This is a genomic window from Sulfitobacter brevis (assembly GCF_900112755.1).
GTDB classification, from domain to species: Bacteria; Pseudomonadota; Alphaproteobacteria; order Rhodobacterales; family Rhodobacteraceae; genus Sulfitobacter; species Sulfitobacter brevis.
This window is the reverse complement of sequence record NZ_FOMW01000009.1, coordinates 23,713-48,674: the sequence shown is the minus strand read 5'-3', so window position 1 is coordinate 48,674 and position 24,962 is coordinate 23,713. Positions and strand designations below refer to the sequence as shown.

General features: G+C 59.5%; 19 protein-coding genes. 6 read left to right on the top strand and 13 right to left on the bottom strand.

Annotated elements, in window-relative coordinates:
* The 5 genes from BM174_RS13025 to BM174_RS13005 form a co-directional block, all read right to left on the bottom strand.
* Positions 1 to 1,167, bottom strand: coding sequence for a M20 aminoacylase family protein (locus tag BM174_RS13025; protein ID WP_093924300.1), 1,167 nt, complete (start codon positions 1,165 to 1,167; stop codon positions 1 to 3).
* A 132-nt stretch (positions 1,168 to 1,299) separates the two neighbouring features.
* Positions 1,300 to 2,646 (bottom strand): NAD(P)/FAD-dependent oxidoreductase, encoded by a 1,347-nt coding sequence (locus tag BM174_RS13020; RefSeq protein ID WP_093924299.1) that lies wholly within the window; start codon positions 2,644 to 2,646, stop codon positions 1,300 to 1,302.
* Positions 2,647 to 2,723: 77 nt separating this feature from the next.
* Positions 2,724 to 3,887, bottom strand: coding sequence for an acetylornithine deacetylase (gene argE / locus BM174_RS13015; RefSeq protein ID WP_093924298.1), 1,164 nt, complete (start codon positions 3,885 to 3,887; stop codon positions 2,724 to 2,726).
* Positions 3,884 to 4,594, bottom strand: coding sequence for an SDR family NAD(P)-dependent oxidoreductase (locus tag BM174_RS13010; RefSeq protein ID WP_245766365.1), 711 nt, complete (start codon positions 4,592 to 4,594; stop codon positions 3,884 to 3,886). The genes argE and BM174_RS13010 overlap by 4 nt, the downstream gene beginning before the upstream one ends.
* 10 nt (positions 4,595 to 4,604) lie before the next feature.
* On the bottom strand, positions 4,605 to 6,437 hold the full coding sequence (locus BM174_RS13005) for an ABC transporter ATP-binding protein (RefSeq protein ID WP_093924296.1): 1,833 nt from the start codon (positions 6,435 to 6,437) through the stop codon (positions 4,605 to 4,607).
* A 302-nt stretch (positions 6,438 to 6,739) separates the two neighbouring features.
* On the opposite strand from BM174_RS13005, the gene BM174_RS13000 reads away from it, so the two are divergent.
* The 4 genes from BM174_RS13000 to BM174_RS12985 all read left to right on the top strand — a co-directional run bounded on the left by BM174_RS13000 (position 6,740) and on the right by BM174_RS12985 (position 11,956).
* Positions 6,740 to 8,461 (top strand): peptide ABC transporter substrate-binding protein, encoded by a 1,722-nt coding sequence (locus BM174_RS13000; protein ID WP_093924295.1) that lies wholly within the window; start codon positions 6,740 to 6,742, stop codon positions 8,459 to 8,461.
* Between the two features lie 123 nt (positions 8,462 to 8,584).
* Positions 8,585 to 9,649 (top strand): ABC transporter permease, encoded by a 1,065-nt coding sequence (locus tag BM174_RS12995; protein WP_093924294.1) that lies wholly within the window; start codon positions 8,585 to 8,587, stop codon positions 9,647 to 9,649.
* Positions 9,642 to 10,640, top strand: a complete 999-nt coding sequence (locus tag BM174_RS12990) for an ABC transporter permease (RefSeq protein ID WP_093924293.1) — start codon at positions 9,642 to 9,644, stop codon at positions 10,638 to 10,640. The genes BM174_RS12995 and BM174_RS12990 overlap by 8 nt, the downstream gene beginning before the upstream one ends.
* Before the next feature lie 242 nt (positions 10,641 to 10,882).
* On the top strand, positions 10,883 to 11,956 hold the full coding sequence (locus tag BM174_RS12985) for a YeeE/YedE family protein (RefSeq protein WP_093924292.1): 1,074 nt from the start codon (positions 10,883 to 10,885) through the stop codon (positions 11,954 to 11,956).
* On the opposite strand, the gene BM174_RS12980 is transcribed toward BM174_RS12985, so the two are convergent.
* The 4 genes from BM174_RS12980 to BM174_RS12965 form a co-directional block, all read right to left on the bottom strand.
* Positions 11,892 to 13,175 (bottom strand): DUF3422 family protein, encoded by a 1,284-nt coding sequence (locus tag BM174_RS12980; protein ID WP_093924291.1) that lies wholly within the window; start codon positions 13,173 to 13,175, stop codon positions 11,892 to 11,894. The two genes, BM174_RS12985 and BM174_RS12980, sit on opposite strands and share 65 nt — an antisense overlap.
* A gap of 196 nt (positions 13,176 to 13,371) precedes the next feature.
* Positions 13,372 to 14,820: an NAD(P)(+) transhydrogenase (Re/Si-specific) subunit beta gene (locus BM174_RS12975; protein WP_093924290.1), complete on the bottom strand. Its 1,449-nt coding sequence runs from the start codon at positions 14,818 to 14,820 to the stop codon at positions 13,372 to 13,374.
* A 13-nt stretch (positions 14,821 to 14,833) separates the two neighbouring features.
* The gene (locus BM174_RS12970; protein WP_093924289.1) at positions 14,834 to 16,408 is read right to left on the bottom strand and encodes a Re/Si-specific NAD(P)(+) transhydrogenase subunit alpha; all 1,575 of its coding nucleotides are present in this window, start codon (positions 16,406 to 16,408) and stop codon (positions 14,834 to 14,836) included.
* Between the two features lie 201 nt (positions 16,409 to 16,609).
* Positions 16,610 to 17,317: a hypothetical protein gene (locus BM174_RS12965; protein ID WP_093924288.1), complete on the bottom strand. Its 708-nt coding sequence runs from the start codon at positions 17,315 to 17,317 to the stop codon at positions 16,610 to 16,612.
* A 210-nt stretch (positions 17,318 to 17,527) separates the two neighbouring features.
* Here BM174_RS12965 and BM174_RS12960 point away from each other — a divergent pair, with 210 nt between their 5' ends.
* A complete protein-coding gene (locus BM174_RS12960; protein ID WP_093924287.1) occupies positions 17,528 to 18,280 on the top strand; it encodes an SDR family NAD(P)-dependent oxidoreductase in 753 nt (250 codons plus the stop codon).
* Between the two features lie 56 nt (positions 18,281 to 18,336).
* Here the strand turns inward: BM174_RS12960 and BM174_RS12955 are convergent, their stop codons facing one another.
* The 4 genes from BM174_RS12955 to BM174_RS12940 all read right to left on the bottom strand — a co-directional run bounded on the left by BM174_RS12955 (position 18,337) and on the right by BM174_RS12940 (position 22,309).
* Positions 18,337 to 19,113, bottom strand: a complete 777-nt coding sequence (locus tag BM174_RS12955) for a gamma-glutamyl-gamma-aminobutyrate hydrolase family protein (protein ID WP_093924286.1) — start codon at positions 19,111 to 19,113, stop codon at positions 18,337 to 18,339.
* Between the two features lie 69 nt (positions 19,114 to 19,182).
* Positions 19,183 to 19,608 carry a GlcG/HbpS family heme-binding protein gene (locus BM174_RS12950; RefSeq protein ID WP_093924285.1) on the bottom strand — a complete coding sequence of 142 codons (426 nt, stop codon included), beginning with the start codon at positions 19,606 to 19,608 and terminating at the stop codon, positions 19,183 to 19,185.
* A 70-nt stretch (positions 19,609 to 19,678) separates the two neighbouring features.
* Positions 19,679 to 21,835, bottom strand: coding sequence for a malate synthase G (locus BM174_RS12945; protein WP_093924284.1), 2,157 nt, complete (start codon positions 21,833 to 21,835; stop codon positions 19,679 to 19,681).
* A 225-nt stretch (positions 21,836 to 22,060) separates the two neighbouring features.
* Positions 22,061 to 22,309, bottom strand: coding sequence for a hypothetical protein (locus BM174_RS12940; RefSeq protein WP_093924283.1), 249 nt, complete (start codon positions 22,307 to 22,309; stop codon positions 22,061 to 22,063).
* A gap of 99 nt (positions 22,310 to 22,408) precedes the next feature.
* Here BM174_RS12940 and pepN point away from each other — a divergent pair, with 99 nt between their 5' ends.
* Positions 22,409 to 24,961 (top strand): aminopeptidase N, encoded by a 2,553-nt coding sequence (gene pepN, locus BM174_RS12935; RefSeq protein WP_093924282.1) that lies wholly within the window; start codon positions 22,409 to 22,411, stop codon positions 24,959 to 24,961.
* Position 24,962: the final 1 nt, after the last annotated feature.

Sequence of the window (24,962 nt, the reverse complement as noted above, 5' to 3'; positions counted from 1 at the left end):
TTATTGCGCCATTGGCATCCGCTGTTCGGCAAGACCCGCCCACCATGAGCAGCCTGCGGGAATCGCATCATCGTTAAAGTTATACTCGGGGTGGTGGACCATCGCCCCGTCGCCATTGCCGACGAGGATATAGGCACCCGGGCGTTCTTCGAGCATAAACGCAAAGTCCTCGCCGCCCATGACCAATGGCGCTTCGTCGCATTGGCCTGACACGCTGCGCGCCACATCAGCGGCAAATTCGGTTTGGTCATTGTGGTTGACCATGACTGGATAGTTGCGGCGGTAGTTCACCCGCGCCACGGCTCCAAAGCTGGCGGCGATACCTTCGCAAATCTCGGTGACGCGCTTTTCGGCCAGATCCCGCAGGTCATTGCTGAGCGTGCGGACCGTGCCCATCAGATTGACCCGCTGCGGGATCACATTGAACGCCTTGGACGAGCTTTCGATCGACGTGATCGAGACCACAATATTACCGACCGGATCGGCATTGCGGCTGACGATGGTTTGCAGCGCGGTGATGATATGCGCGGTGACGACGGCAGTGTCGATGGTCTCATGCGGCTTGGCGGCGTGCCCCCCGAGGCCTTCGACCTCGATCTCCAACAAATCTGTCGCGGCAAAGAACGGGCCGGGACGGATCGCGAAAGAGCCCAGCGGCATCCCCGGCCAGTTGTGCATACCGTAGACTTCCTGAATGCCCCAGCGGTCCATCATGCCGTCTTTGCACATCTCGCGCCCACCGCCGCCGCCTTCTTCGGCAGGCTGGAAGATCACCACCACTGTGCCGTCGAAATTGCGGGTTTCGGTCAGATATTGCGCCGCGCCCAACAGCATCGCGGTGTGGCCGTCATGGCCGCAGGCGTGCATCGCATTGGGCGTTTTGGAGGCATACTCGACGCCGGTCTGTTCGTTGATCGGAAGCGCATCCATATCGGCACGCAAACCGATGACCTTGCCAGACGCGGTCGAGCGGCCCTTGATCACACCGACAACGCCGGTGCGGCCAATGCCTTCGACTACTTCATCACAGCCGAACGCGCGCAGTTTCTCCGCCACAGTGGCCGAGGTGCGGTGCGTCTCAAACAGGATTTCGGGGTGGGCGTGAAAGTCGCGGCGCCATGCGGTGATGTCGTCGTGTAATTCGGCAAATCGGTTTTTTACGGGCATGTAAGGGGTCCTCGAAATGTGGGGGCGGCAGCGTTGGCCGCGCTATTGCGCCATGCTTACGCCTGCCGCTGCCAAGCCTCAAGGTCATGCGCCTGATCTTTGATCAAATGGCTGCGTGCCGCTGATTGACGCCTAAAGGCTGGGCACTAGGGTGATCGGGCTCCCGTCGCTGAAGCGCCCCATCCGGAAGCGGCTAAGATCATGGCCAGTGGGGTTTCCCGTTACCAAATCGGCCAGCACCCGCCCCATCGCCGGACCAATCCCGAAGCCGTGGCCGGACATCCCGGTGCCAACCACCAGCCCCGGCAAAGCCGTGCAGTGATCCACCACAGGCACCACATCGGGCATGGTATCGATCATCCCCGCCCATGCGGCTTGGAGGTGAACGGGCGGCAGATTTGGAAACATCTCGGCAAAGTCGCGCAGCAGGCGGATGATCCGGCGCATATTGGGGGCCGGGTTCAGGATGCGCATCTGTTCGAAGGGCGAGGTCTGCTCGGCATTCCAGCGGCGCTTGGTGGTCCATGCATCAGGAAAGCCGCGCGTCGCGGCAGGCAGCAAACGCTGGCCAAAAGGATCGCTGCGCAATTGCGGGAGGTATTTCGGCAATGCGCGCAGAGCATCCGGCCCGATGGAAAGTTCCGGCGAGCCAGGCGGCGCCAGCGTATAGCCGCCATCCAGACGGCGGCGAAAGGCGACCTTGCTACTGGCGGCGGCCCCCTGACCGATGTCGGGCAACGGACCGGTTGCGGCGACAGTTTCGCGCACCGAAAGCTGGGGTATGAAGACGCCATGGGCCTGTAGAAACAGGTTCGACCATGCGCCGCCCGCCAGCACAACATTTTGCGCGGCGATGCGGCCTGCTTCGGTCAGCACGCCCGCGACCTGCCCTGCTGCGATGTCGAGTTTTCGCACAGCGCAACCTTCGACGATGCAGACGCCTGCCCCCTGCGCCAGTCGCGCCAATGCGGGCACGGCCACCCAAGGCTCGGCACGCATGTCTGAGGGGGTGGTCAGCGCGCCGGCAAATCGGGTTTTCATTGTTGGAAAAGTCGCTGCGACTTCGTCACCGGAGAGAAGGCGCGTATCGAGGCTGTGAGCTTTGGCGATCTCCAGCCATGCCGTATAGCCCGCCAACTTCGCGGTATTATTGGCGAAATAGGTGACACCGGTGGGGCGCAGGCCGATATCGGTGTCCACCTCAGCCGCCAAGTCGTGCCAGAGGCGCATTGCCTCGATCATGATTGGCAGTTCGGCGGGGTCGCGGCCCTGCTGGCGTATCCATCCCCAGTTGCGCGACGACTGCTCGGCGGCGATGCGGCCTTTTTCAAGCAGGGTTACGTGCTGGCCTTTTCGGGCAAGGTAGAGGGCCGTGCAGATGCCAATGATGCCGCCGCCGATGACGACGACATCCGTTTTGGCGGGAAGCGGGCCGGAATAGGTAATTGGGTTGTTTTCAGTGAAGGGGAAGGTGGTCACGGGGGCACCTTTGGGGTAGGGCAATTAAGAGCTATCAGGCCTCCGGCCGGAGTTTAATCCGGCCAAATGAGCGGGGATCATGTGGCGAGGCGCGTGACGAGGTTGCGCATGAACTCGTGGCCCGCCTCGAACTGGGAGATTTCGATGAACTCGTTGGGTTGGTGGGCTTGCGCGATGTCGCCGGGGCCACAGATCACGGCAGAGTAGCCCGCATCCTGAAACTGGCCTGCTTCGGTGCCGTAACTTACCTTGTGGCTGGCGTTGTCGCCGGTGATCTGGCGCACGAGGGTTTCGGCGGCGCCTTCGGTTTCGGGCTGCAGCGCGGGGACGTCAAAGCGCGGGGTGACCTCGATGCGTGTTTCGGGAACGATGGCGCGCATCTGCTTTTCGACCTCGCGGACTTTCTTGAGGTAGGCGGTACCCCATGCGGTTTTGTCCTCGCCGGGAACCACGCGGAAATCCATCGCGAAGTGGCAGTCTTTGGCCGTGATATTATGGGCGGTGCCACCGCTGATCATGCCAACGTGCACGGTGGTGAAGGGCGGGTCAAACATGGCGGCAAGCTCGGTTGGTTTGAGTTCCATGTTCTCTGTGTTCATCTCGTTGGCCCATTCGATCAGCTTGGCCCCTGCCATGATCGCATTGACGCCTTTGTGCAGCATCGAGGAATGGACCTCGAAGCCAATCACATGGGTGTTGAAGCCGATCCCGCCTTTGTGGCCGGTGACGGCCTGCATGGTGGAAGGCTCGCCCACGATCACCGCGGAGCCTTTAGGCAGCACCGGTTGCATGGCTTCGATCATGGGCGGCGCACCGGTGCAGCCGATTTCCTCGTCAAAGCTAAGCGCGAGCTGCAGGGGGCGCTTGACACCCGCGTGATGCGCCTCGACCAACGCCCAGATCGCCAGCGCATCAAAGCCCTTCATATCACAGGTGCCGCGCCCGTAGTACTTGCCGTCTTTCTCCGTCACGGTATAGGGATCGGTATCCCAGGGCTGGCCGTCAACCGGCACCACATCGGTATGGCCGGACAGAACCACCGCGCCTTCCTCCCAAGGACCAACATGGGCAAAGAGCGCGTGTTTAGGCTGTTCGGGATCAATGTAGCGGTGGCTTTCGATGCCGTGGCTGGCCAGATAGTCGGCAACCCAATCGATCAGCGGAATATTGGTGTCGCGTGAGACCGTTGGAAAGCTGATGAGCTTTTCCATCAGTTGCAGCGGGGTAAGGCGGTCGGTCATAGTCGGTATCCTCCTGAAACGGTCAGCACTTCACCCGTGATGAAGCCCGCTTGGTCACTCGCCAGATAGCGGACGGCATTGGCAATGTCATCGGGCGTTGCGAGCCTGCCGAGTGCGGTCATGTCGATGAAAGCCTGGGTTAATTCAGCGTCGCGCGGGGCCTCGGGTATGTTCACAGCTCCGGGTGCCACGGCGTTGACACGGATGCCGCGCGGGCCAAGTTCTTTGGCCATCGCGCGGGTCCAAAGATCAAGCGCCGCTTTGCTGGCGCCATACATTGCCGCACCTTTGGGCGGCAGCACGGCGTTGACCGATGAAATATTAATCACCACAGACCCTGCCCTTAAATGCGGCAAAGCCGCTGCCAGCAACCCATGCGGGGCCAGTAGATTGATGTCAAAGGTGGCGCGATAGGCGTCTTGGTCAAAGCTGGCTACGGGTGAAGTTTCCATTGCTCCGGCGTTATTTACGAGCACGTCGATGCGCCCGAAGTGCGCTATTACCGCGTCGAGTACGGTATTGAACGCAGCCGGATCGCGCAGTTCGGCAGGGATCGCAAGAATGTCTTCGGGCAGATCCTTTGGCAGCGAGGTAAGATGAGTGATCGCGACCGCGTAATCAGACGAGAGATTTAGCGCGATGGCGCGGCCAATCCCCCGCGCCCCGCCGGTCACAAGGGCTACACGCCGCTCGGATTTCCCACTCACGCTGTGAACCTCAATAACCGCTGTCGGTTTCCAGAACCGTGTGGCCGGGCTCCACCTCGCGGTAGACCGACGGCGGGGCCTCATAGCCGACAGGGTGGATCGGCGACGGGATCGGTTTGAAGTTGAGGTCTTTCTCCGATTTGCGCTTGCGCGGGTCGGCAATCGGCACGGCCTTCATCAGGGCCTGCGTATAGGGGTGCTGCGGATTTTCGAAGACCGCAGAACGCGGCCCCAATTCAACGATCCGGCCCAAATACATCACGCCAACATGGTGGCTGACGCGTTCGACGACGGCCATATCATGACTGATGAACAGGAACGACAGGTTCATCTCAAGCTGCAATTCCAACATCAGGTTCAGCACCTGCGCCTGCACCGAGACATCGAGTGCCGAAACCGCCTCATCTGCGATGATCAACTTGGGGTTCAAGGCAAGCGCGCGGGCGATGGCAACGCGTTGTCGCTGGCCACCGGAGAGTTCGTGCGGGAAGCGGCGCATGAAGCTGCGCGGCAGCTCGACGCGGTCGAACAACATCTCGACCCGCTCGGTGACGTCTTTGCCTTTGAGGGTAGCGAAATTGTGGATCGGCTCGGCCACCTGCTCGGAGAGCTGCATCTGCGGGTTGAGCGAGGCGAAGGGGTCCTGAAAGATCATCTGCATATCAAGCCGCGCGGTGCGCAGATCGCGCTGGTTCAGCGCCATGATATCCTTGCCACCAAGGTTGATATGACCCGACTGCGGTTCCACCAATCGCAGAATCGACCGGCCCGCAGTGGATTTGCCGCAACCGGATTCACCCACCAGCGAGAGGGTCTGGCCCTTGTTGATGGAGAAGGACAGGTCCTCGACCGCATGCACATTAGCGACTTTGCGGCGCAAAAAGCCCCCCGTAACGGGGAAGCGCGTGGTCAGGTTGCTGACGGTCAGCAATGTCTCGTTAGTGCCTTTGATCGGAACGATGGCTTTGTCTTCGGTGCCGAGCAGTTTCATCGGTTCGGGATAGGGTTTGCCAGTCATCTCGCCCAGTTTCGGCACGGCGGCGAGAAGCGCTTTGGTATAACCGTGCTGCGGATTCTCGAAAATCTCTTCGACAGTGCCTTCTTCGACCTTACTGCCGCGATACATGACCACCACACGGTCGGCCATCTGCGCAACGACGGCCATATCGTGGGTAATGAACATCACCGCGGTGCCGGTTTCACGCTTCAAGCGGTTCATCAGTGCGAGGATTTCGGCCTGAATGGTCACGTCGAGCGCGGTCGTCGGCTCATCAGCGATCAGCAAACGTGGCTCGCAGGCCAGTGCCATAGCGATGACGACACGTTGGCGCATGCCGCCGGACAATTCGTGCGGATATTGCTGCAGACGACGCTCCGGTTCGGGGATACGGACCTGTTTGAGCAGTTCCAGCGCGCGGGCCTCGGCCTGAGCGCGGCCCATGCCCATGTGCAGGCGCAAACCTTCGGTGATTTGTCTGCCGATGGTGAAAACCGGATTCAGCGCAGTCATCGGCTCTTGGAAGATCATGCCGATTTCATTGCCACGGATGTGCCGCATCAGATTTTGATCGGTCGTCGCAAGGTCGATCTCTTTCTCGCCGCTGCGCCTAAATAATAGCCGCCCGCCCGAGATTTCACCGCCGCCATATTCAATCAGCCGCATAAGCGACAGTGAAGACACTGACTTGCCGGAACCGGATTCGCCTACAACGCACACAGTTTCACCGGGGTTGATGTCAAAACTTACATCTTTGACGCCGACCACAGGCCCATCTTTGGTCTGGAATTCGACACGCAGACTATCGATTCGGGCGATTGGCCCGTCTGAAGCTTGATCCAACATGCGTTTTTGCCCCTATCCGCGCCACATTGGCCGAAGCTACGGCCATTCTACGGCGGCTGTCAAACAGCCTTAAGCAGGATCGACGATGCGGCGCGGAAAGTGATCACCCCCCTTGCTTTTTCACGAAAACCTGTTTCGATGCAGCCCATGCGCCCTGCAGGGGTTATGTGGTAACGATTGTATTTCTCGCGCGTTGTTATGCGAGCAGAAGTCTACCCTCCCTCTGTCTGGTTATGCAAAGAGCGGGACAACTCCGCTTTGAAAAAACGCGGCACGTCCACGTGCCCAACAAGGAGTGAACTATGAAGCTGAAAACCCTCTTGATGGGGGCCGTCGCATCGACGGCATTTGCCCCCATGGTCCTTGCCGACGCCCACGAGGGCGAACGCGGACGTGACGGCGAGGTCAAGATCATCTATTGGCAAGCGCCCTCGATCATGAACCCTTATCTGTCTGGTGGCACCAAGGACGTCGAAGCAGCGTCCCTGATTTTAGAGCCGCTGGCCCGCTTTGACCAAGACGGCGCGCTGGTGCCGTTTCTTGCGGTCGACATTCCCACCGTGGAAAACGGCGGCGTTTCCGAAGACCTCAAGTCGATCACCTGGAAGCTTAAGGAAGGCTTGATCTGGTCCGATGGGTCTCCGGTCACCTCTAACGACCTGAAATTCACCGCTGATTATTGCATGCATCCCGAAGGCGGTTGTGCGCAGGCAGCCAAGTACGATGGCGTGAAAGAAGTCGAGATCATCGACGACCAGACCGTAACCGTGCATTTCACCGAACCCAAGCCGAACCCCTATTCGGCTCTGGTTGGCGGTCAGGCACCGATCATTCAGGCGGCACAGTTTGCCGATTGTCTGGGTGCCAAGGCCCCCGAGTGTACCGAAGCCAACTTTAACCCCATCGGCACCGGTCCTTTCACAGTCACCGAATTCCGTCCCAATGACGTGATCACCATGGCGGCCAACGAGAACTTCCGCGAAGCAGGCAAGCCTGCTTTTGCCACGCTTACCTTCAAAGGCGGCGGCGATGCGACGGCGGCGGGTCGTGCTGTTATGGAAACCGGCGAATACGACTACGCTTGGAACATGCAGTTGGCACCTGACGTGCTGGCGAAAATGGCCGAAGGCGGCAAAGGCATGCCCATCTCTGCATTCGGCACCTTGGTCGAGCGGATCGAGATGAACATGACCGATCCATCGCCCGACCTTCCCGAAGGCGAGCGTGGCACGGTGGCGCATCCGCACCCGATCCTGTCGGACTTCAAAGTCCGCAAAGCGCTGTCCATGGCGATCGACCGTGAATTGCTGGTCGAAGTCGGTTATGGTCAGGCCGGTCGTGCGACCTGCAATCTGGTCCCTGCCCCGGTGCTGTTTGCGTCAGAGAATACCGAGTGTCTGACCCAAGACCTTGAGGGCGCAAAAGCGTTGCTTGAGGAAGCCGGCTGGACCGATAGCGATGGCGACGGCGTCCGCGACAAGGATGGCAAAAAACTTTCGCTGCTGTTCCAATCTTCAACCAACGCTGTCCGTCAGGATTTCCAGGCGCTGATCAAGGATTGGTGGAACCAGATCGGTGCCGAGGTTGAACTGCGCAACGTAGATGCCTCCGTGTTCTTTGGTGGGGATCCAGGTTCGCCTGACACCTTCCAGAAGTTCTATGCCGACGTGGAAATGTACGCCAACAACTTCGACGGCACCGATCCAGAACAGTATCTGGCCTCGTACCGTTGCGGCAATGAGCCCAAGCCTTCCAGCCAATGGCAGGGTGAGAACATCAACCGCTTCTGTAACGAAGAATACGACGCGATGCTTGACGAACTGAGCCGCACCGGCGAGTTGGAAAAGCGCGGCGAGCTTGGCAAAAAGCTCAACGAGATCATCACCAAAGACACGATGACCATCGTGCCGCTGGTCGATCGTGGCCGTGTGTCTGCCGCCTCCAACACGCTTGGTGGTGTTGTGCTCAACACATGGGACTCCGAATTGTGGAACGTTGCCGACTGGTACCGCAAAAAAGAGTAAACTGAACAGGCGCGCGGGTTTCGCCCGCCGTGCAGATCATGTATCTGCACGGCGGGCGCGATTGGCGCGCCTCTTTCGCCCGACCCGCTCCCTTCACCGACTGACGTACAAAGGCGCCGCTAGATGCTGAATTTCACCATCAGACGACTGGTTTTGTCGATTCCGACGCTTTTGTTTATCAGCCTCGTGATCTTCTTGTTGCTGCAACTCGCCCCCGGCGATCCGATGGCCCAGGTGCCGCTGACGGTACCACCCGAGGTCAAGCAAAAGATGCGCGAAGCGCTGGGGCTGGGTCAGCCGATCCACATCCAGTATTTCAAATGGCTGCACCAGTTTTTCATCGTCGAACCGCAAGTGTTCATCGACTGGGCCACCCGCGACAGCTGGCTGCTTGGCTGGCTGCCCAACACCCAACTATCTTACGTGATGAATGATGCAGGTAACTTTGTACCGCAGCAGCGCGTGATCTCGTGGCAGACCCGTTCGCCGGTGATGGACATTGTAATCCAGCGCATGCCGCAAACCCTTTGGGTCGTCGGACTGGCTTATGTCGTGGGCATTTTGATCGCCATCCCCATCGGAATCTACTCTGCTTACCGGCACTATTCGCTGTTTGATCAGGCGGGTACCTTTGTCACCATGGTCGGCTTTTCGATCCCGCCGTTCTTTACCGGTCCGCTGCTGATCGTGATCTTCTCGGTTTACCTCGGCTGGTTGCCCTCAATCTATGACACAACCCATGTGGTTAACTCATGGGCCACCTTCAAAGTCCAGTTCATGCAGATGATCATGCCCGTCATGGTGCTGGCATTACAAACCACCGCGCAGATCAGCCGCTACATGCGCGGCGCGATGCTGGATAACCTCAACCAAGACTATGTGCGCACCGCACGTGCCAAGGGTCTGGGCGAAGCGACGGTGGTCATGGTCCACGTGCTGCGCAACTCGATGATCCCTGTGGTCACGGTGATTGCACTGGGGATGCCCGCTATTTTCGGCGGCGCGATCATCACCGAGAACGTCTTTAAGGTGAACGGCATCGGACAGTTATTGCTGACCGCGCTGTTTGCCAACGACATCCCCATGGTAATGACGCTGACCTTTATCTTCGCCATTCTTATCGTGCTTTTCAATCTCATCGCTGACGTCCTTTACGGCGTGCTTGACCCAAGGATCCGCTATGACTGAGCAAGCCATCCCCGCCAGCCCTCTCGAGGCAGATATCGAGGTTTACGGCGCGTTGAAGGACGAGATGCCGCAAAAGCCGCCGCGCAGCCAATGGCGCGACGTCTGGGACCAGTTTCGCAAGCACAAGGGCGCCATGTTCGGCGGCGGCTTTCTGGTGTTTGTCACACTCGCCGTGGTGCTCGGCCCCTATATCTGGGACGTGGACCCCAAGAAACTCGACATCCGCAACAAAGATTGGCGCACGGTGTTTTCGCTGATCTGGGATAGCGAGGCCAAAGCGGGTTGGATCCACCCGTTTGGCACCGACCAGTTGGGCCGTGATATTCTGGCGCAGATGATTGCAGGCGGCCGTGTGTCGATGGCTGTTGGCTGGACCGCGATGGGGCTGGCCTTGTTTATCGGCACCGCGATCGGGGTGATCGCAGGCTATTTCAAGCGTCTCGATTTCTGGCTGATGCGCCTCACCGATCTGGTGCTGTCGCTGCCGATCCTGCCGCTGCTTTTGGTGGCCGTGACGCTGTTCCGCCAGCCGCTGCGCGCGAACTTTGGCCCAGAGGGCGGCATGTTCATTCTGATCGTCACCGTCATTGGCCTGACCTCCTGGATGCAAACGGCCCGCATTGTGCGCGGCGATATCCTCGCTCTCAAAGAGCGCGAATTTATTCTCGCCGCGCGGTCGATTGGTACGAAGCCCGGCAAGATCATCCGCCGCCACCTGCTGCCCAATGTGATCTCGCCGATCATGGTCTCGGCGACGCTGGGCCTTGCCACCGCGATCATCACCGAGAGTGCTTTGTCGTTTCTAGGCGTCGGTTTCCCGTCTGACTATCCCACATGGGGCAAGCTGCTCTCCGATGCCGTGAGCCGGATGCAGGAGTTCCCCGAACGGGTGTTGCTGCCGGGGATTGCGATTTCGCTGACCGTTCTAGGGGTCAATTACCTCGGTGACGGGTTGCGCGATGCGCTGGATCCGCGGATTCGCGGACGGTAAGGCACGCGATCGGTCGGCGGCTTTTCAGAGCCATACCAGAAATAAGAACCGCGATCCGGCCTCAGACTTCAGGCTGGATCAGCGGTTTCTTTTTTCGCCGCAACTAGAACAAATGTTCACCTGATTGCCGCATTTCCGCACCCTTGTTCCAGCTTCAGCCCGCCTTTGACCGGCTACATGGGTTGATTATCCCGCAACGGCGCGCCACCTGAGGTGCACATTAGCAAATCGGGAATCGCGACATGTTTGAAACCTTCGGCTTTGAAAACGTCACCGCCCAGCAGGCGTCAGTGGTCCTTGGGCTCGTCCTCGGGCTGGCTTTCGGATTTCTGGCGCAGCGCACCCGCTTTTGTTTCCGCCGCACATTGGTCGGCGAAGACAGCCGACAAGCCGCAGGCGTGTGGTTTATGGCGCTCGCCACAGCCGTCATTGGCACTCAAGTCGCGGCTGGCTACGGCTGGATCGACTTTGCCGAGCATCGCTTCATGACTTCTGCCATGCCGGTACTGGCCATCGCGGTCGGCGGGTTACTCTTTGGCGCGGGCATGGTGCTCACGCGCGGCTGTATCTCGCGGCTGACGGTGCTGGGCGGCTCAGGTAACCTGCGCGCGCTGACTGTCATCGTCGTCTTCGCTGTCGTTGCCCATGCCACCCTCAAAGGCCTGCTGGCGCCGCTGCGTGTCGCCTTGGGGTCGGTCACGGTCGAGATGGGCGATACCGTTTCGCTCGCCGCACTTCCAGGCGGTGTGTGGGCCGGTACGGCGTTGATCGTGGCGCTTTGTGCACTGATCGTTTTGCGCTCGGGCACCAGCGCGGGTGCGCTGGTGATGGCAGCGATGCTGGGGCTTCTGGTCCCCTTGGCATGGGTCGGCACCGGCTTTGTGCTTTATGACGACTTCGACCCGATTGTGATGGAAAGCCTGTCTACCACCTCCGCCTCCGCCGAAGCGCTGTTCTTCATCATCGCCAGCAGCTCAATTCCGGCCAGCTTTGGCACCGGCTTCATGGGCGGCATCCTCGCGGGCGCATTGGTAGCCAGCCTGCTGTTCCGCGAATTCGCATGGCAGAGTTTTGACAGCCCGCGCCAGACCGGACGTTACCTGACAGGTGCAGCAATGATGGGTGTAGGCGGCGTTCTGGCGGGCGGCTGTACGCTGGGCGCGGGCCTCTCGGGTGTGCCGACCCTTTCGATCGCGGCGATACTGGCGCTGGGGATGATCGCGGCGGGTGCCTTGGTCACCAATGCCCTGCTCACCCGAGGCGGCGTCGCAGGCGGCGCAGCATCCACCACACGCCAATCACAACCGGCGCTGTAACACCGGCGGTCAGCATCTCTTTGCTGACCTCCAGCCGCGCCGCGAGCGGATAGAGCAGATAACCGACCAGCGAGACCGCGTAGTAGCTGATCGCAACCACAGACAATCCTTCAACTGTGTGCTGAAGCCGCAACTGCAGGTCGGCACGTTTGTCCATGCTGGCCAGAATGGCTTGGTTCTGCGCCGAGCGTTCAACATCAACCCGCGTGCGCAACAACTCACTGGCGCGCACGGCACGGGCTGACAGGCTCTGCAACCGGCTCTCGGTCGAGACAACGGTGCGCATCGCCGGATCGTAGCGGCGCATCATGAATTCACCAAAGCCCTGCCGCCCCATAAACCGCTCTTCGCGCAGCGCCGCAATGCGCTGGCTCACGATGGCACGGTAGGCTTCTGTAGCGCCAAAGCGAAAGGCCGAGCGGACCGCCAGAGTTTCGAGCGCGACCGAGATATCCAGCAGCCCGTGCAGGGTTTGCTCCGGCGCTTGTTCCGGCCCGCGCATCTGGGCCATCAGCTCGGACAGCTCGGTATCGAGCGTGTTGAGCGCGGGGCCGATATCACGCGCATGGCTGAACCCCAGCATCGACACGGCCTTATATGTCTCAATCTCGCACAGCCGCTGCACAATGCGCCCGATGCGGCGGTCGCCGGTGCCTGCGTCGGGAAAGATCGCGATACGCTGATGGCCAGCCGAATCGATGCGAAAATCGCTGGCAACCACAGCGGCCCCCTCGAGGACCGAAGCCACAGCAAGGCTTTCGGGGACAAACCAGTCACGCAGTTGGCTATCGATCATGGAGTCGTCAGACGGGCGCGGCACGACCCTCAGCAGGGCCGAGGTGATCCGCCCGCCCGGTGCGGCAGCAAGCCAATAGTCGGGGAAGACGTCAAATTCGGCAGGATCAAAAGGCCGGTCGCCCAAGCCTTTAGAGAATACTGTATACGTGACAAATTCGGTGTGCTGCTCCCACTTCAGGGAGTATTTACCCATTACACCGTAATAATGCGTGGCGTTCTCATCAGGGCGCGGTGCGCCGTAATGATCAAGCAGTTGCACCAAATGCGCCAAATCGGCCGCCCTGTCACGGGTCGCGGCGTCGCTGGGTTGTTTGATCGCGAGAAACACCGCCCTAGAAGGCGCCCCGAGCGCCGGAAACGGCCGCGCGTGCAATTCGCCGGACAGAGCATAGCGAAGCGGGTGGTCGGTGATCGGGGCCATGAGTGCGTTCCTGCAAGAGCTTTTAGCATGAATACGCGGTCCTGCGGCGATATCAAAGAGAAAGTATCATATCAATCAATGAGTTACTGTGTACTTAGGTATACCAAGTGGGTCCGGCGAGATATGACCCGCCTCATAAACGTAAAACGCCCCACCGATGCGGCGGGGCGTTTGGAAATAGCAAAGCTGGGTCCGCTCAGTCGATCAGTGGGATCAGCTTGTCCAGCGACGCCTTGGCATCGCCATAGAACATCCGCGTGTTTTCCTTGAAGAACAGCGGGTTCTCGATACCGGAGTAACCAGTACCCTGCCCGCGCTTGGATACGAACACGGTCTTGGCTTTCCAACATTCGAGCACCGGCATACCGGCGATCGGGCTGTTGGGATCGTCCTGCGCCGCAGGGTTCACGATGTCGTTTGAACCGATCACAATGGCAACGTCCGTTTGGGGGAAGTCGTCGTTGATTTCGTCCATCTCCATCACGATGTCATAAGGCACCCGCGCTTCGGCCAGCAAAACGTTCATGTGGCCCGGCAGACGCCCCGCAACGGGGTGAATGGCGAAACGCACGGTTTTGCCCGCAGCCCGCAACTTTTTGACCAGCTCGCTGACCGACTGCTGCGCCTGCGCCACCGCCATGCCGTAGCCCGGGATGATGATGATGCTGTCAGCATCGTTCAGCGCATTGGCCACACCTTCGGCCTCAATCGCGATTTGCTCGCCTTCGACCTCCATCGCCGGACCTTTCGACCCGCCAAAGCCGCCGAGGATCACGTTGATGAACTTGCGGTTCATCGCACGGCACATGATGTAGGACAGGATCGCCCCCGAGGAGCCGACCAGCGCGCCGACGACGATCAACAGATCGTTGCCCAGCGTGAAACCGATCGCCGCAGCCGCCCAGCCGGAATAGCTGTTGAGCATGGAGACCACGACAGGCATGTCCGCGCCGCCGATGCCCATGATCAGGTGCCAGCCGATGAAGCCCGCGATCAGGGTCACCAGAACCATCGTCCAGATGCCCGCGCCATTAAAGTACATCACACCCAGCAGCAATGCAGCGATCAGCGCCGCTGCGTTCAGCATATGGCCACCGGGAAGCTGTGTCGGCTTGCCATCAACACGGCCCGCGAGCTTGCCAAAGGCAATAACCGAACCGGTGAAGGTGATCGCGCCGATGAAGATGCCCAAGAACACTTCGACCTTCAGGATCGCGATTTCGACCGCGTCCTTCTTCCACAGGCTTTCACCAAAGCCGGTGAGCTGTGCATCGGCCAGCGGTACCCCGCCGTCGCGCAGAGCCACGACCGAGGCCAGCATGATATCAGCGTTCAACCCGATAAAGACCGCCGCCAGACCCACGAACGAGTGCAGCGCCGCCACAAGTTGCGGCATTTCGGTCATCTGGACCCGACCGGCCACATAGTAACCGGCAAAGCCCCCCGCCGCGATGGCGATCAGGATAAGAACGATGTTGTAAACGCCGGGGCCAAAGACGGTCGCGAAGACCGCCAGACCCATGCCGACAATTCCGTACCAGACAGCGCGCTTTGCGCTTTCCTGATTGGAGAGCCCGCCAAGCGAGAGGATGAAAAGAACAGCGGCAGCAATATAGGCCGCAGACGTCAAACCAAGTGAAAACATATCAGCGACCCCCTCAGGATTTCTGGAACATGGCGAGCATGCGCCGTGTCACGAGGAAGCCACCCACCACGTTGATGGAGGCAATGAGAATGGACACGAAGCTGAGGAAGACCACCAGCCAACTGCCCGATCCGACCTGCAACAGCGCCCCGAGGATCACGATCCCCGAGATGGCATTGGTGACGGCCATCAGCGGTGTGTGCAGCGCGTGGCTGACATTCCAGATGACTTGGAAGCCGATGAAGCAGGCCAAGGCAAACACGATGAAGTGCTGCATAAAGCTCGCCGGTGCAAATGCGCCGATCAGCAACATGATCGCCCCGCCCACCACCAGCAAGGTCACTTGCGATCTGGTGGCCGCCTTGAATGCAGCCGTTTCGGCGGCGCGCTTCTCGTCGGGTGTCAGCTCTTTCACGGGCGCTTTTTTGGGCGCTGCCGCAATCGCCGCTACTTTGGGCGGTGGCGGCGGGAAGGTTACATCACCGGCATGGGTGATGGTCGCGCCACGGATCACGTCATCTTCCATGTTGTGATTGATCTTGCCGTCCTTATCGGGCGTCAGATCGGTCATCATGTGACGGATGTTGGTCGCGTAAAGCGTGCTGGCTTGTGTCGCCATCCGGCTGGGGAAATCGGTATAGCCAACGATGGTGACGCCGTTCTTGGTCACGATCTTCTCGTCCGGCACAGTCAGCTTGCAGTTGCCGCCCTTCTCTGCTGCCAGGTCGACAATCACGCTGCCCGGCTTCATCGCGGCGACCATATCTTCGGTCCAAAGCTCCGGCGCTTCGCGGTTCGGGATCAACGCGGTGGTGATCACGATGTCCATATCGGGGGCCAGTTCGCGGAATTTGGCAAGCTGGGCTTCGCGAAATTCCGGCGAGGAAACAGAGGCATAGCCGCCAGAAGCGGAACCGTCCTGCTGCTCTTCCTCAAAATCAAGGTACACAAACTCGGCGCCCATGCTCTCGACCTGTTCAGCCACTTCTGGCCGCACGTCAAAGGCGTAGGTGATTGCACCAAGCGAGGTCGCGGTGCCGATCGCGGCCAAACCGGCGACACCAGCGCCCACAACCAGAACTTTGGCGGGCGGCACTTTACCTGCTGCCGTGATCTGCCCAGTGAAGAAGCGCGGGAAGTTATTGCCCGCTTCGATGACAGCGCGGTAGCCCGCGATATTGGCCATCGAGCTCAGCGCGTCCATCTTCTGGGCGCGGCTGATCCGCGGGACCATGTCCATCGCGATCAGTGTGGCTCCCTTGGAGGCCGCAGCTTCCATCAGCTCTTTGTTGCCAGCCGGATTGAAGAAGGAGATCAGCGTCTGGTCGTCGCGCAGCCGCGCAACCTCGGCCTCTGAAGGTGCGCGCACTTTGGCGATCACATCAACCGCGCTCCAGAGCGCTTCGGTGGTATCAACCACCTCGACGCCCGCCGCTTTGTAGGACGCATCGTCAAAGCCAGCTAGGGCGCCTGCCCCGCTTTCGATGACGCATTCATGCCCGAGCTTTTGTAGCGCCAAAGCCGAGTCGGGCGTCATCGCGACCCGTGCCTCGCCTTCAAAGGTTTCTGTTGGTGTGCCGATCTTCATCCAATACCCCCCGATCAAATCGATCGCGCCAAGAACAGCGCAATTTTGTTATCGAAGCGATACCGCGCATGCCGCAGGTGCACAAGTATTGGAAAGCGCCACTGGTTCATTTATGTCGTTTTGATGCGAAATGACGCAACAATCCAACGCAAACCTTCCCGTAGCGCGATCCAGATCACGCATAGCGACCTACTGTCAGCTTTATAGACCAGGCAATACAGAACTGAATCCGCGTTGCTCGAAAGTCGCTCCGCGCTTTGCACCAAAGGCGTACTTGCCGCCAATGCCCATGAAGGCATCCGTTTCGGAAAAACCCAAAGCCGCAACTTTGCCCACACCGGCTTCGACAAACAGGTTCAGGTTTGGAGAAACGTCAGCATCAAGCCCCGCAGAGAAGACAGATATGTCGAGCACATCTACGTCGGCGCGATCATAGCCAACTGTCAAACCAACCGAGTTTGCAAACTCGTAGCGTCCCGAAAGGCCGATCAGCGTACCATCTTCGGAGGCGATATCTGCTCTGGCAAGGTAGCCCTCAAAATCCATAATTCCGGCGTCATACCCGGCTTCGAGCCCGATATAGTCAATGTTGCCGAAGTTAGTATCTTCGCGCACAACAAAAGCACCAAACGAGGTCATCTCATCCATGTGATAGATGCCATGCAGGCCGATATTGGTCGAATTCAGATCAGTTTCGCCGGCGCGGTGGTGTGCCAAATCCGCTTGCACTGCAAAATTGCGGGTAATGCCAAATTCAACCGATCCTTCGATCGAAGCTTTATCGCCGAAATCGCCGTCGGAAAACGAGGAGTATGACAGACCGAGCGACCCGCCGGTCATCTCCCCTGCCTGCGCGCCTGTCACGCCGAGCGTCGCCACCGCAATTGCGGCTGTCATAAATTTATTCATCTACTGCTCCAATATCTTATCTGATGGGCCCTGTGTTCAGGTTACCTGCCTCTGATCTACCCAAGCCGGAATCGCCCTGCAACGCTTGATGCGTATTCGCAATACCTGCGCGGCGAGCGTGACGTAACGGCCACGCCTGCGCGCCCCGCTTGGCCCTTGCGCACCATCCTCTCCAGCGGCAGCATGCCCGCTGCAATCAGGAGGAAAAACATGGACCTAACAGGCAAACACGCGCTCATTACCGGCGGCGGCACTGGCATCGGCCTCGCCATCGCGCAAGACCTCGCAGCAAAAGGTGCCCGCGTGACCATCACTGGTCGGCGGCAAGAGGTGCTGGACGAGGTGTCCACCGATCATATCACTGGCATAGCGATGGACGTGCGCAATGAAGACGAGGTTGTCGCGACCATCGCTGCCGCCGTAAAAGCCCGCGGCCCTGTGCAAATCTGTGTGGCAAATGCGGGCATCGCCACGGGCAAAGCCCTGCATAAGACCGATATGGCGTTCTGGCGCGACATGATGGCCACCAACCTTGATGGCGCTTTTCTGACCATCCGCGAGAGCCTGCAATCCATGCGCCAAACCGATTGGGGCCGCGTAATCGCAATATCCTCAATGGCGGGTCTGCGCGGCCTGCCCGGCGCAGCCTGCTACTCGGCTTCAAAACACGGGATGATCGGGCTGGTCCGTTCGCTCAGCGAAGAATACATCGGTCAGCCGCTTACCTTTAATTCCATTTGTCCGGGTTATGTTGATACACCCATCGTAACACGCAACACCGCCTCCATCGCGCAGCGTGCGGGGCTGAGCGAGGAAAAAGCCCGCGACATCATGGTAAATTCCAACCGTCACAAGCGCCTGATCACCCCCGCAGAGGTGGCTGCAGCCGCCGCTTGGCTGGTCGGGTCGAATTCAGGCAGCATCAACGGCCAGTCAATCGAAATTGCAGGTGGCCAGATGTAGCCATCTGGCACAAGCGTTGCCTGAACTCAACGTGCAGGCAGCGCGCGCTCTTTCGCTTAAACGACTTTCAAAGCTGGGGCGTCGCCACGCGCCGCCCAACTGCGGGCCGCATCGCCAAACCGCTCGAACAAGGGGCGCGACACCGGATCCTGACCGGCATTCCACTCAGGGTGCCATTGTACGGCCAAGGTAAAGCCAGCCGCCCCCTGCACGTAAAGCGCCTCGGGTGTGCCATCTTCGGCATGGCCATCAATCACGATACGGGGGCCCGGTTTATTGATCCCCTGCCCGTGCAGCGTGTTGGTCCGGACCCGCATGGCTCCCATCACCTCATGGAACACCCCGCCCTCGGTAAAGGTGATGTCATGGCGCAATTCAAACTTTTCTTCGATCGTGCCGTCGGGGGGCATCCGGTGGTTCATCCGACCGGGCAACTCGCGGATTTCAGGAAACAAGCTGCCGCCCATCGCGACGTTAATTTCTTGAAACCCACGGCAAATACCCAAAAATGGCTGCCCGCGTTCCACACAAGCGCGGATAAGCGGCAGCGTCAGGCGGTCCCGCGCCCGGTCAAAAGCTCCGTGTGCGACGGTTTCTGCCTCGCCGTACTCCTCGGGGTGCACATTGGGCCGCCCGCCGGTAAACAAAAATCCGTCACAGGCTTCCATCAAATCCCGCACATCCATCAAAGCCGGATCCGCAGGGATGATCAGCGGCACGCATTGCGATACCTCGGACACCGCCTGCGAGTTCAATTGCCCCGCCCCATGAACCAGATACGAATCGTTAATCAGATGGGTATTACCAATAATTCCAACGACGGGTCGGGCCATGAACACACCTTAGTTTGTCAGCTTGACCCCAAGCATAAGCCGCAGCGCAGCACAGCTCAACCCGAGCTGTTAAATCTCGCCGGTCATACCTGCAGCTTCAATCCCCGCCATCGCTGCAATCGCATCATTGTCCGAGCTATCGCCCGTCACACCGACCGCACCCAGCACAATACCCTTGGGATTGCGCAGCAACACACCACCCGGCACCGGCACGACTTGGCCGCCAAAAACCCCATTCACCGCATTCATAAAGTACGCCTGATCTTCGGCGCGTTTCATCTGCGCTGTGCCCGCCATGCCGAGCATCACCGCCCCGTAAGCCTTACCATGCGCAATCGCAAAACGCCCCGCTGACGCGCCATCCTCACGCTCGAACGCAACAACATGACCGCCCGCATCCAGCACCACGACCGACAGCGGTTTCAGTTCTAACGCGCGGCCCTTTTCCAAGGCTTTGCGGACAATCGTGCGGGCTTTCTTAAGTGTAACAATCATGTGTCTATTCTTTCTGGCTTTTGTATATGGAAAATTCTGAGGGGGCTGACCGCCCCCTCATCGCTTCAGCCTAGCCTGCATTTGCGGCTTTAAGTTCCAAACGTCGGGCATGCAAAACCGGCTCGGTATAGCCGGACGGCTGGGCACGGCCCTCAAAAACCAGATCGCAAGCGGCACGGAAGGCGACACCATCAAAAGACGGCCCCATCGGGTGATACGCCGGATCGCTGGCGTTTTGACGATCCACCACGGCGGCCATCTTCTGCATTACGGCTGTCATCCGCTCGGGCGTGACCAGCCCGTGATGCAGCCAGTTCGCTAGTGCCTGCGCAGAAATCCGGCAGGTGGCGCGGTCTTCCATCAGACCGACATCGTTGATGTCAGGCACCTTTGAGCACCCCACCCCCTGGTCGATCCAACGCACAACATAGCCCAGAATGCCCTGCGCATTATTCTCGATCTCGCGGGTCACTTCCTCTTCGGAGAGGTTGCGCTGCGCCATCACCGGAATGGTCAGCAGTTCGCGCAGACCAGCACGCGGCCCCGCATCCCTGATCTCACTCTGGCGCGCCAATACATCAACCTTGTGGTAATGGGTGGCGTGCAATGTGGCGGCGGTCGGCGATGGAACCCAAGCACAATTTGCACCCGCCATCGGATGGCCGATCTTTGCCTCCAGCATATTCGCCATCAGGTCCGGCATCGCCCACATGCCTTTGCCGATCTGGGCACGGCCCTGCAATCCGCAAGCCAACCCGATATCAACGTTGCGGTCCTCATAGGCTGAAATCCATGCGGCGTTTTTCATCTCGCCTTTGGGCACCATCGCACCCGCCTCCATCGACGTGTGGATCTCATCGCCTGTGCGGTCTAGAAAACCAGTGTTGATAAAAGCAACACGGTGCTTTGCCGCTTTGATACAGGCCGCAAGATTGGCAGAAGTGCGCCGCTCCTCGTCCATAATGCCCAGCTTGACAGTATTCTGCGGCAGGCCCAGCACCTCTTCGACCCGCGTGAATATCTCGTCGGCAAAGGCGACTTCTTCGGGCCCGTGCATCTTGGGCTTCACCACATAGACGCTGCCAGTGACGGAGTTGCCGCCATCGCGGGCCAGATCGTGCATCGCAATCAGCGTGGTAATCATCGCATCCATCAGCCCTTCGCCGATCTCATGGCCGTCACGGTCAAGGATCGCAGGATTGGTCATCAGATGCCCGACATTGCGGACCAGCATCAAGGAACGGCCCTTCAATACCAGTTCGCCCCCGTCTGGTGTTGTGTAGGTGCGGTCGGGGTTCATCGCCCGTGTGACCTGTGCGCCGCCCTTTTCAAAGGTTTCTTGCAGATCACCCTTCATCAGGCCGAGCCAGTTGGCATAGGCGCCAATCTTGTCTTCGGCATCCACTGCGGCAACGCTGTCTTCGCAGTCCATGATCGTCGACAGGGCAGATTCCAGCACCACGTCCGAGACATGCGCCGGATCGTCTTTGCCAATCGAATGCGCTGCATCGACATTGATTTCGACATGCAGACCATTGTTTTTTAAAAGAATATGCGTAGGTGCCGCTGCATCACCGCGATAGCCGACAAACTGCGCGGGATCTTCCAAAGGCACACCGTCACCCACGGCGACAATCAGCCCACCATTTTCGATCCGGTATCCGGTGGCCGACATATGCGTGCCGACTGCCAGCGGAAACACGTCATCCAACATCGCCTTGGCCCGCGCCACAACCCGTGTCCCACGCGCGACATCATAGCCCTTGCCCGCAGGCAGATCGCCCAGCGCATCGGTGCCGTAAAGCGCATCGTACAAGCTGCCCCACCGCGCATTGGCGGCATTTAGCGCAAAGCGTGCATTGGTGATGGGCACCACGAGTTGCGGCCCGGGCACAGTGGCAATCTCCGGATCGACATTTGTCGTCTCAATCTCGAACGCTTCGGGTGCTGGCACGAGGTAGCCGATGCTCTCCAGGAACGCCAAATAGGCCTCATCGTCGTGGTCCTGACCTTTGCGGTCTTTGTGCCATGTATCAATGCGGCTTTGGAGATCTTCACGCTTGGTCAGAAGGTCGCGGTTTTTCGGCGCGAGATCATGAACCAGTGCGGAGAAACCGGACCAGAAGGCCCCCTGCGCGACGCCCGTCTCTGGTAACACCTGCGTGTCGATGAAAGTCGCGAGGTCGGTATCCACCTGCAAACCGCTCTTGTCTGTCCTACCTGTCACGCAATCTATCCTCCGCTGGGTCCGGCCGCTCTGCCGGATGTTCGGCCGCAGACTGAATGAGCTTTGGGGGGATTACAAACACAATTTGCGGCTTTGGTAAGAATACTTTACCAAACAGCGCTCAAGCTCTCGTTACGGTCGTCCTACGATGAAGGGCGCTTGATACAAGCGCCCCTAACCAATTGTTCGGTGTAGTCGTCACGCACATGCGGCACGGCAGAGGCGTCAGTTTCCGGCGGGAGCTGCGGGGGTCTGACTATCGTTAGTTGCAGGCTGCATCGTTTCGGTGGTGACATCCGTGGTAGGTACCCCGCTCACGCCATCCCGATCATCAGGGCCAGAACTGTTGATCGCGAGGTAAAAGACCAGACCGATCGTAAGCAATGCGACAATGACAAGGACGCCGCGAATGCCCAGTAGTGAGGGCTTGTGCTGGCGTTCTTGTTTCTCGACGTTTGTATCGGGGGCAGACATAAGGTTTCTCCTGAAATTTAGGGGCTCGGGATGACCCGCTTGCGGGTCTGGCGTTACAGATATAACGTGTGCCAACCCTATTCGTTCCAAGGATTACCCATGCGCGACGCAGCCCCCGAGACCATCTATCTGTCCGACTACAGCCCCTTTGGCTTCGTCGTGGATGAGGTGACACTGACGTTTGATTTGCACCCTGAAAACACCCGCGTGAAAAGCCGCACCGCCTTTCGCCCGAACCCTGCCGCGACTGACCGCACGTTCTTTTTGCACGGCGAGAACCTCAAGCTGATCAACGCCAGCATCGACGGTACTCCCGTCGCGCCCGATGTCTCCGACAAGGGCCTGACCTGCGATGTGCCCGACGGCCCGTTCATCTGGGAATCAGAAGTCGAGATTGACCCGCAGGGCAATACCGCGCTCGAAGGGCTTTATATGTCCAACGGCATGTATTGCACCCAATGCGAGGCCGAAGGCTTTCGCAAGATCACCTATTACCCCGACCGTCCCGACGTGATGAGCGTCTTCACCGTCATTATCAACGGCCCGCACCCTGTGCTGTTGTCCAACGGCAACCCTGTAGCTTCAAGCGAGGGCCATGCCGAGTGGCACGATCCTTGGCCCAAGCCTGCCTACCTCTTTGCTTTGGTGGCGGGTGAGCTGATCGCCCACGCCGATACATTCACCACGGCTTCTGGTCGTAAGGTCGATCTCAACCTCTATGTCCGCCCCGGAGACGAGGGCAAATGCGCCTTCGGCATGCAGGCGCTCAAGGACAGCATGAAATGGGACGAGGAGGTATACGGGCGCAAATATGATCTCGATCTGTTCAACATCGTCGCGGTTGATGATTTCAACATGGGCGCGATGGAGAACAAGGGGCTGAACATTTTCAACTCCTCTGCTGTGCTCGCCTCGCCCGAAACCTCGACCGATATGAACTTCGAGCGGATCGAGGCGATCATCGCCCATGAGTATTTCCACAACTGGACCGGCAATCGCATCACCTGCCGCGACTGGTTCCAGCTTTGCCTCAAGGAAGGGCTGACAGTCTACCGCGACAGCCAGTTCACCTCTGACATGCGCTCGGCTGCCGTAAAGCGGATCGGCGATGTGATTGATCTGCGCGGACGCCAGTTTGCCGAAGACCAAGGCCCACTGGCCCATCCCGTACGGCCCGAGAGCTTTCAGGAGATTAACAACTTCTACACCGCCACCGTTTACGAAAAAGGCGCCGAGGTTATCGGGATGCTGAAACGGTTGGTGGGGGATGACGCCTACGCAACAGCGCTCGACTTATACTTCGAGCGGCACGACGGCGATGCGGCCACCATCGAAGATTGGCTCAAGGTGTTCGAGGATACCACGGGCCGCGATCTGACCCAGTTCAAGCGCTGGTATTCGCAAGCCGGCACACCGCGATTGAAGGTCATCGAGGACTGGGCCGATGACACTCTTACCCTGACCTTTACCCAGCACACCCCGCCCAGTGCCGCCACACCCGAGCCACAGCCGCTGGTGATTCCGATATCCGTAGGGCTGATCGGCCCCATTGGTGACGAAGTTGCCGAAACACGCGTGCTGGAAATGACCGAAGCCAGCCAGAGCTTCACCTTTGATGGTCTGGCCGCGCGGCCCGTTGCCTCAATCCTGCGCGGTTTCTCGGCCCCTGTAGTGCTGGACCATGATCTGAATGATACCGAACGGGCGCTGCTGCTGGCCCATGACACCGACCCCTTCAATCGCTGGGAAGCGGGCCGCACGCTGGCGCGCAAATCGCTGCTGTCGATGATCCGTGAGGGTACGGCGCCTGACCGGGCTTATCTGGACGGGATCCTTGCGGTTCTACGGGACGAAACCTTGGACCCCGCCTACCGCGCCCTGATGATGGGCTTGCCGAGCCAGTCCGACCTCGCGACGGCGCTCCATGACGCAGGCGAAGTGCCGGAGCCTGATCTGATCTATGCCGCGACCGAGACGATGCGCGCGGCAATGGCGCGGCGCTTCCGCGATGTGCTGCCCGCACTCTATGCCGATAACCTCGTAACGGCTGAATACCGCCCTGACGCAGAGCAGTCCGGCAAACGGGCGCTGGCCAATAGCGCGCTGGCCCTCATTACCCGTACCGATGGTGGCGTACAGGCGCAGGCGCAATACGGCGCGGCAGATAACATGACCCAGCAATTGTCCGGTCTGGCCAATCTGATCCGCGCCGATCGGGGCAGTGCCGCGCTAAAAGCCTTTGAAGCACAATGGAAAAACGACCGTCTGGTGATGGATAAATGGTTTGGCCTGCAAGTGATTGAAGCCGATCCAGAAGATGCCGCCGACGTGGCTGCCGCCCTTACTGATCATCCGGATTTCAACTGGAAGAACCCCAACAGGTTCCGCGCAGTGTTCGGCAGCCTTGTGATGCACCACGCAGGCTTTCACCACCACTCTGGCAAGGGGTACCAACTTCTCGCCGACTGGCTGATCAAGCTTGACCCCGTCAATCCGCAAACCACGGCGCGGATGTGTTCGGCGTTCCAGTCATGGCCGCGCTATGACGATGACCGCAAGGCTCTGATCACCGCCGAGCTTGATCGCATTCTCGCCCAACCCACCCTCAGCCGCGATGTCACCGAGATGTTGACGCGCATCCGGAAGGCTTGAA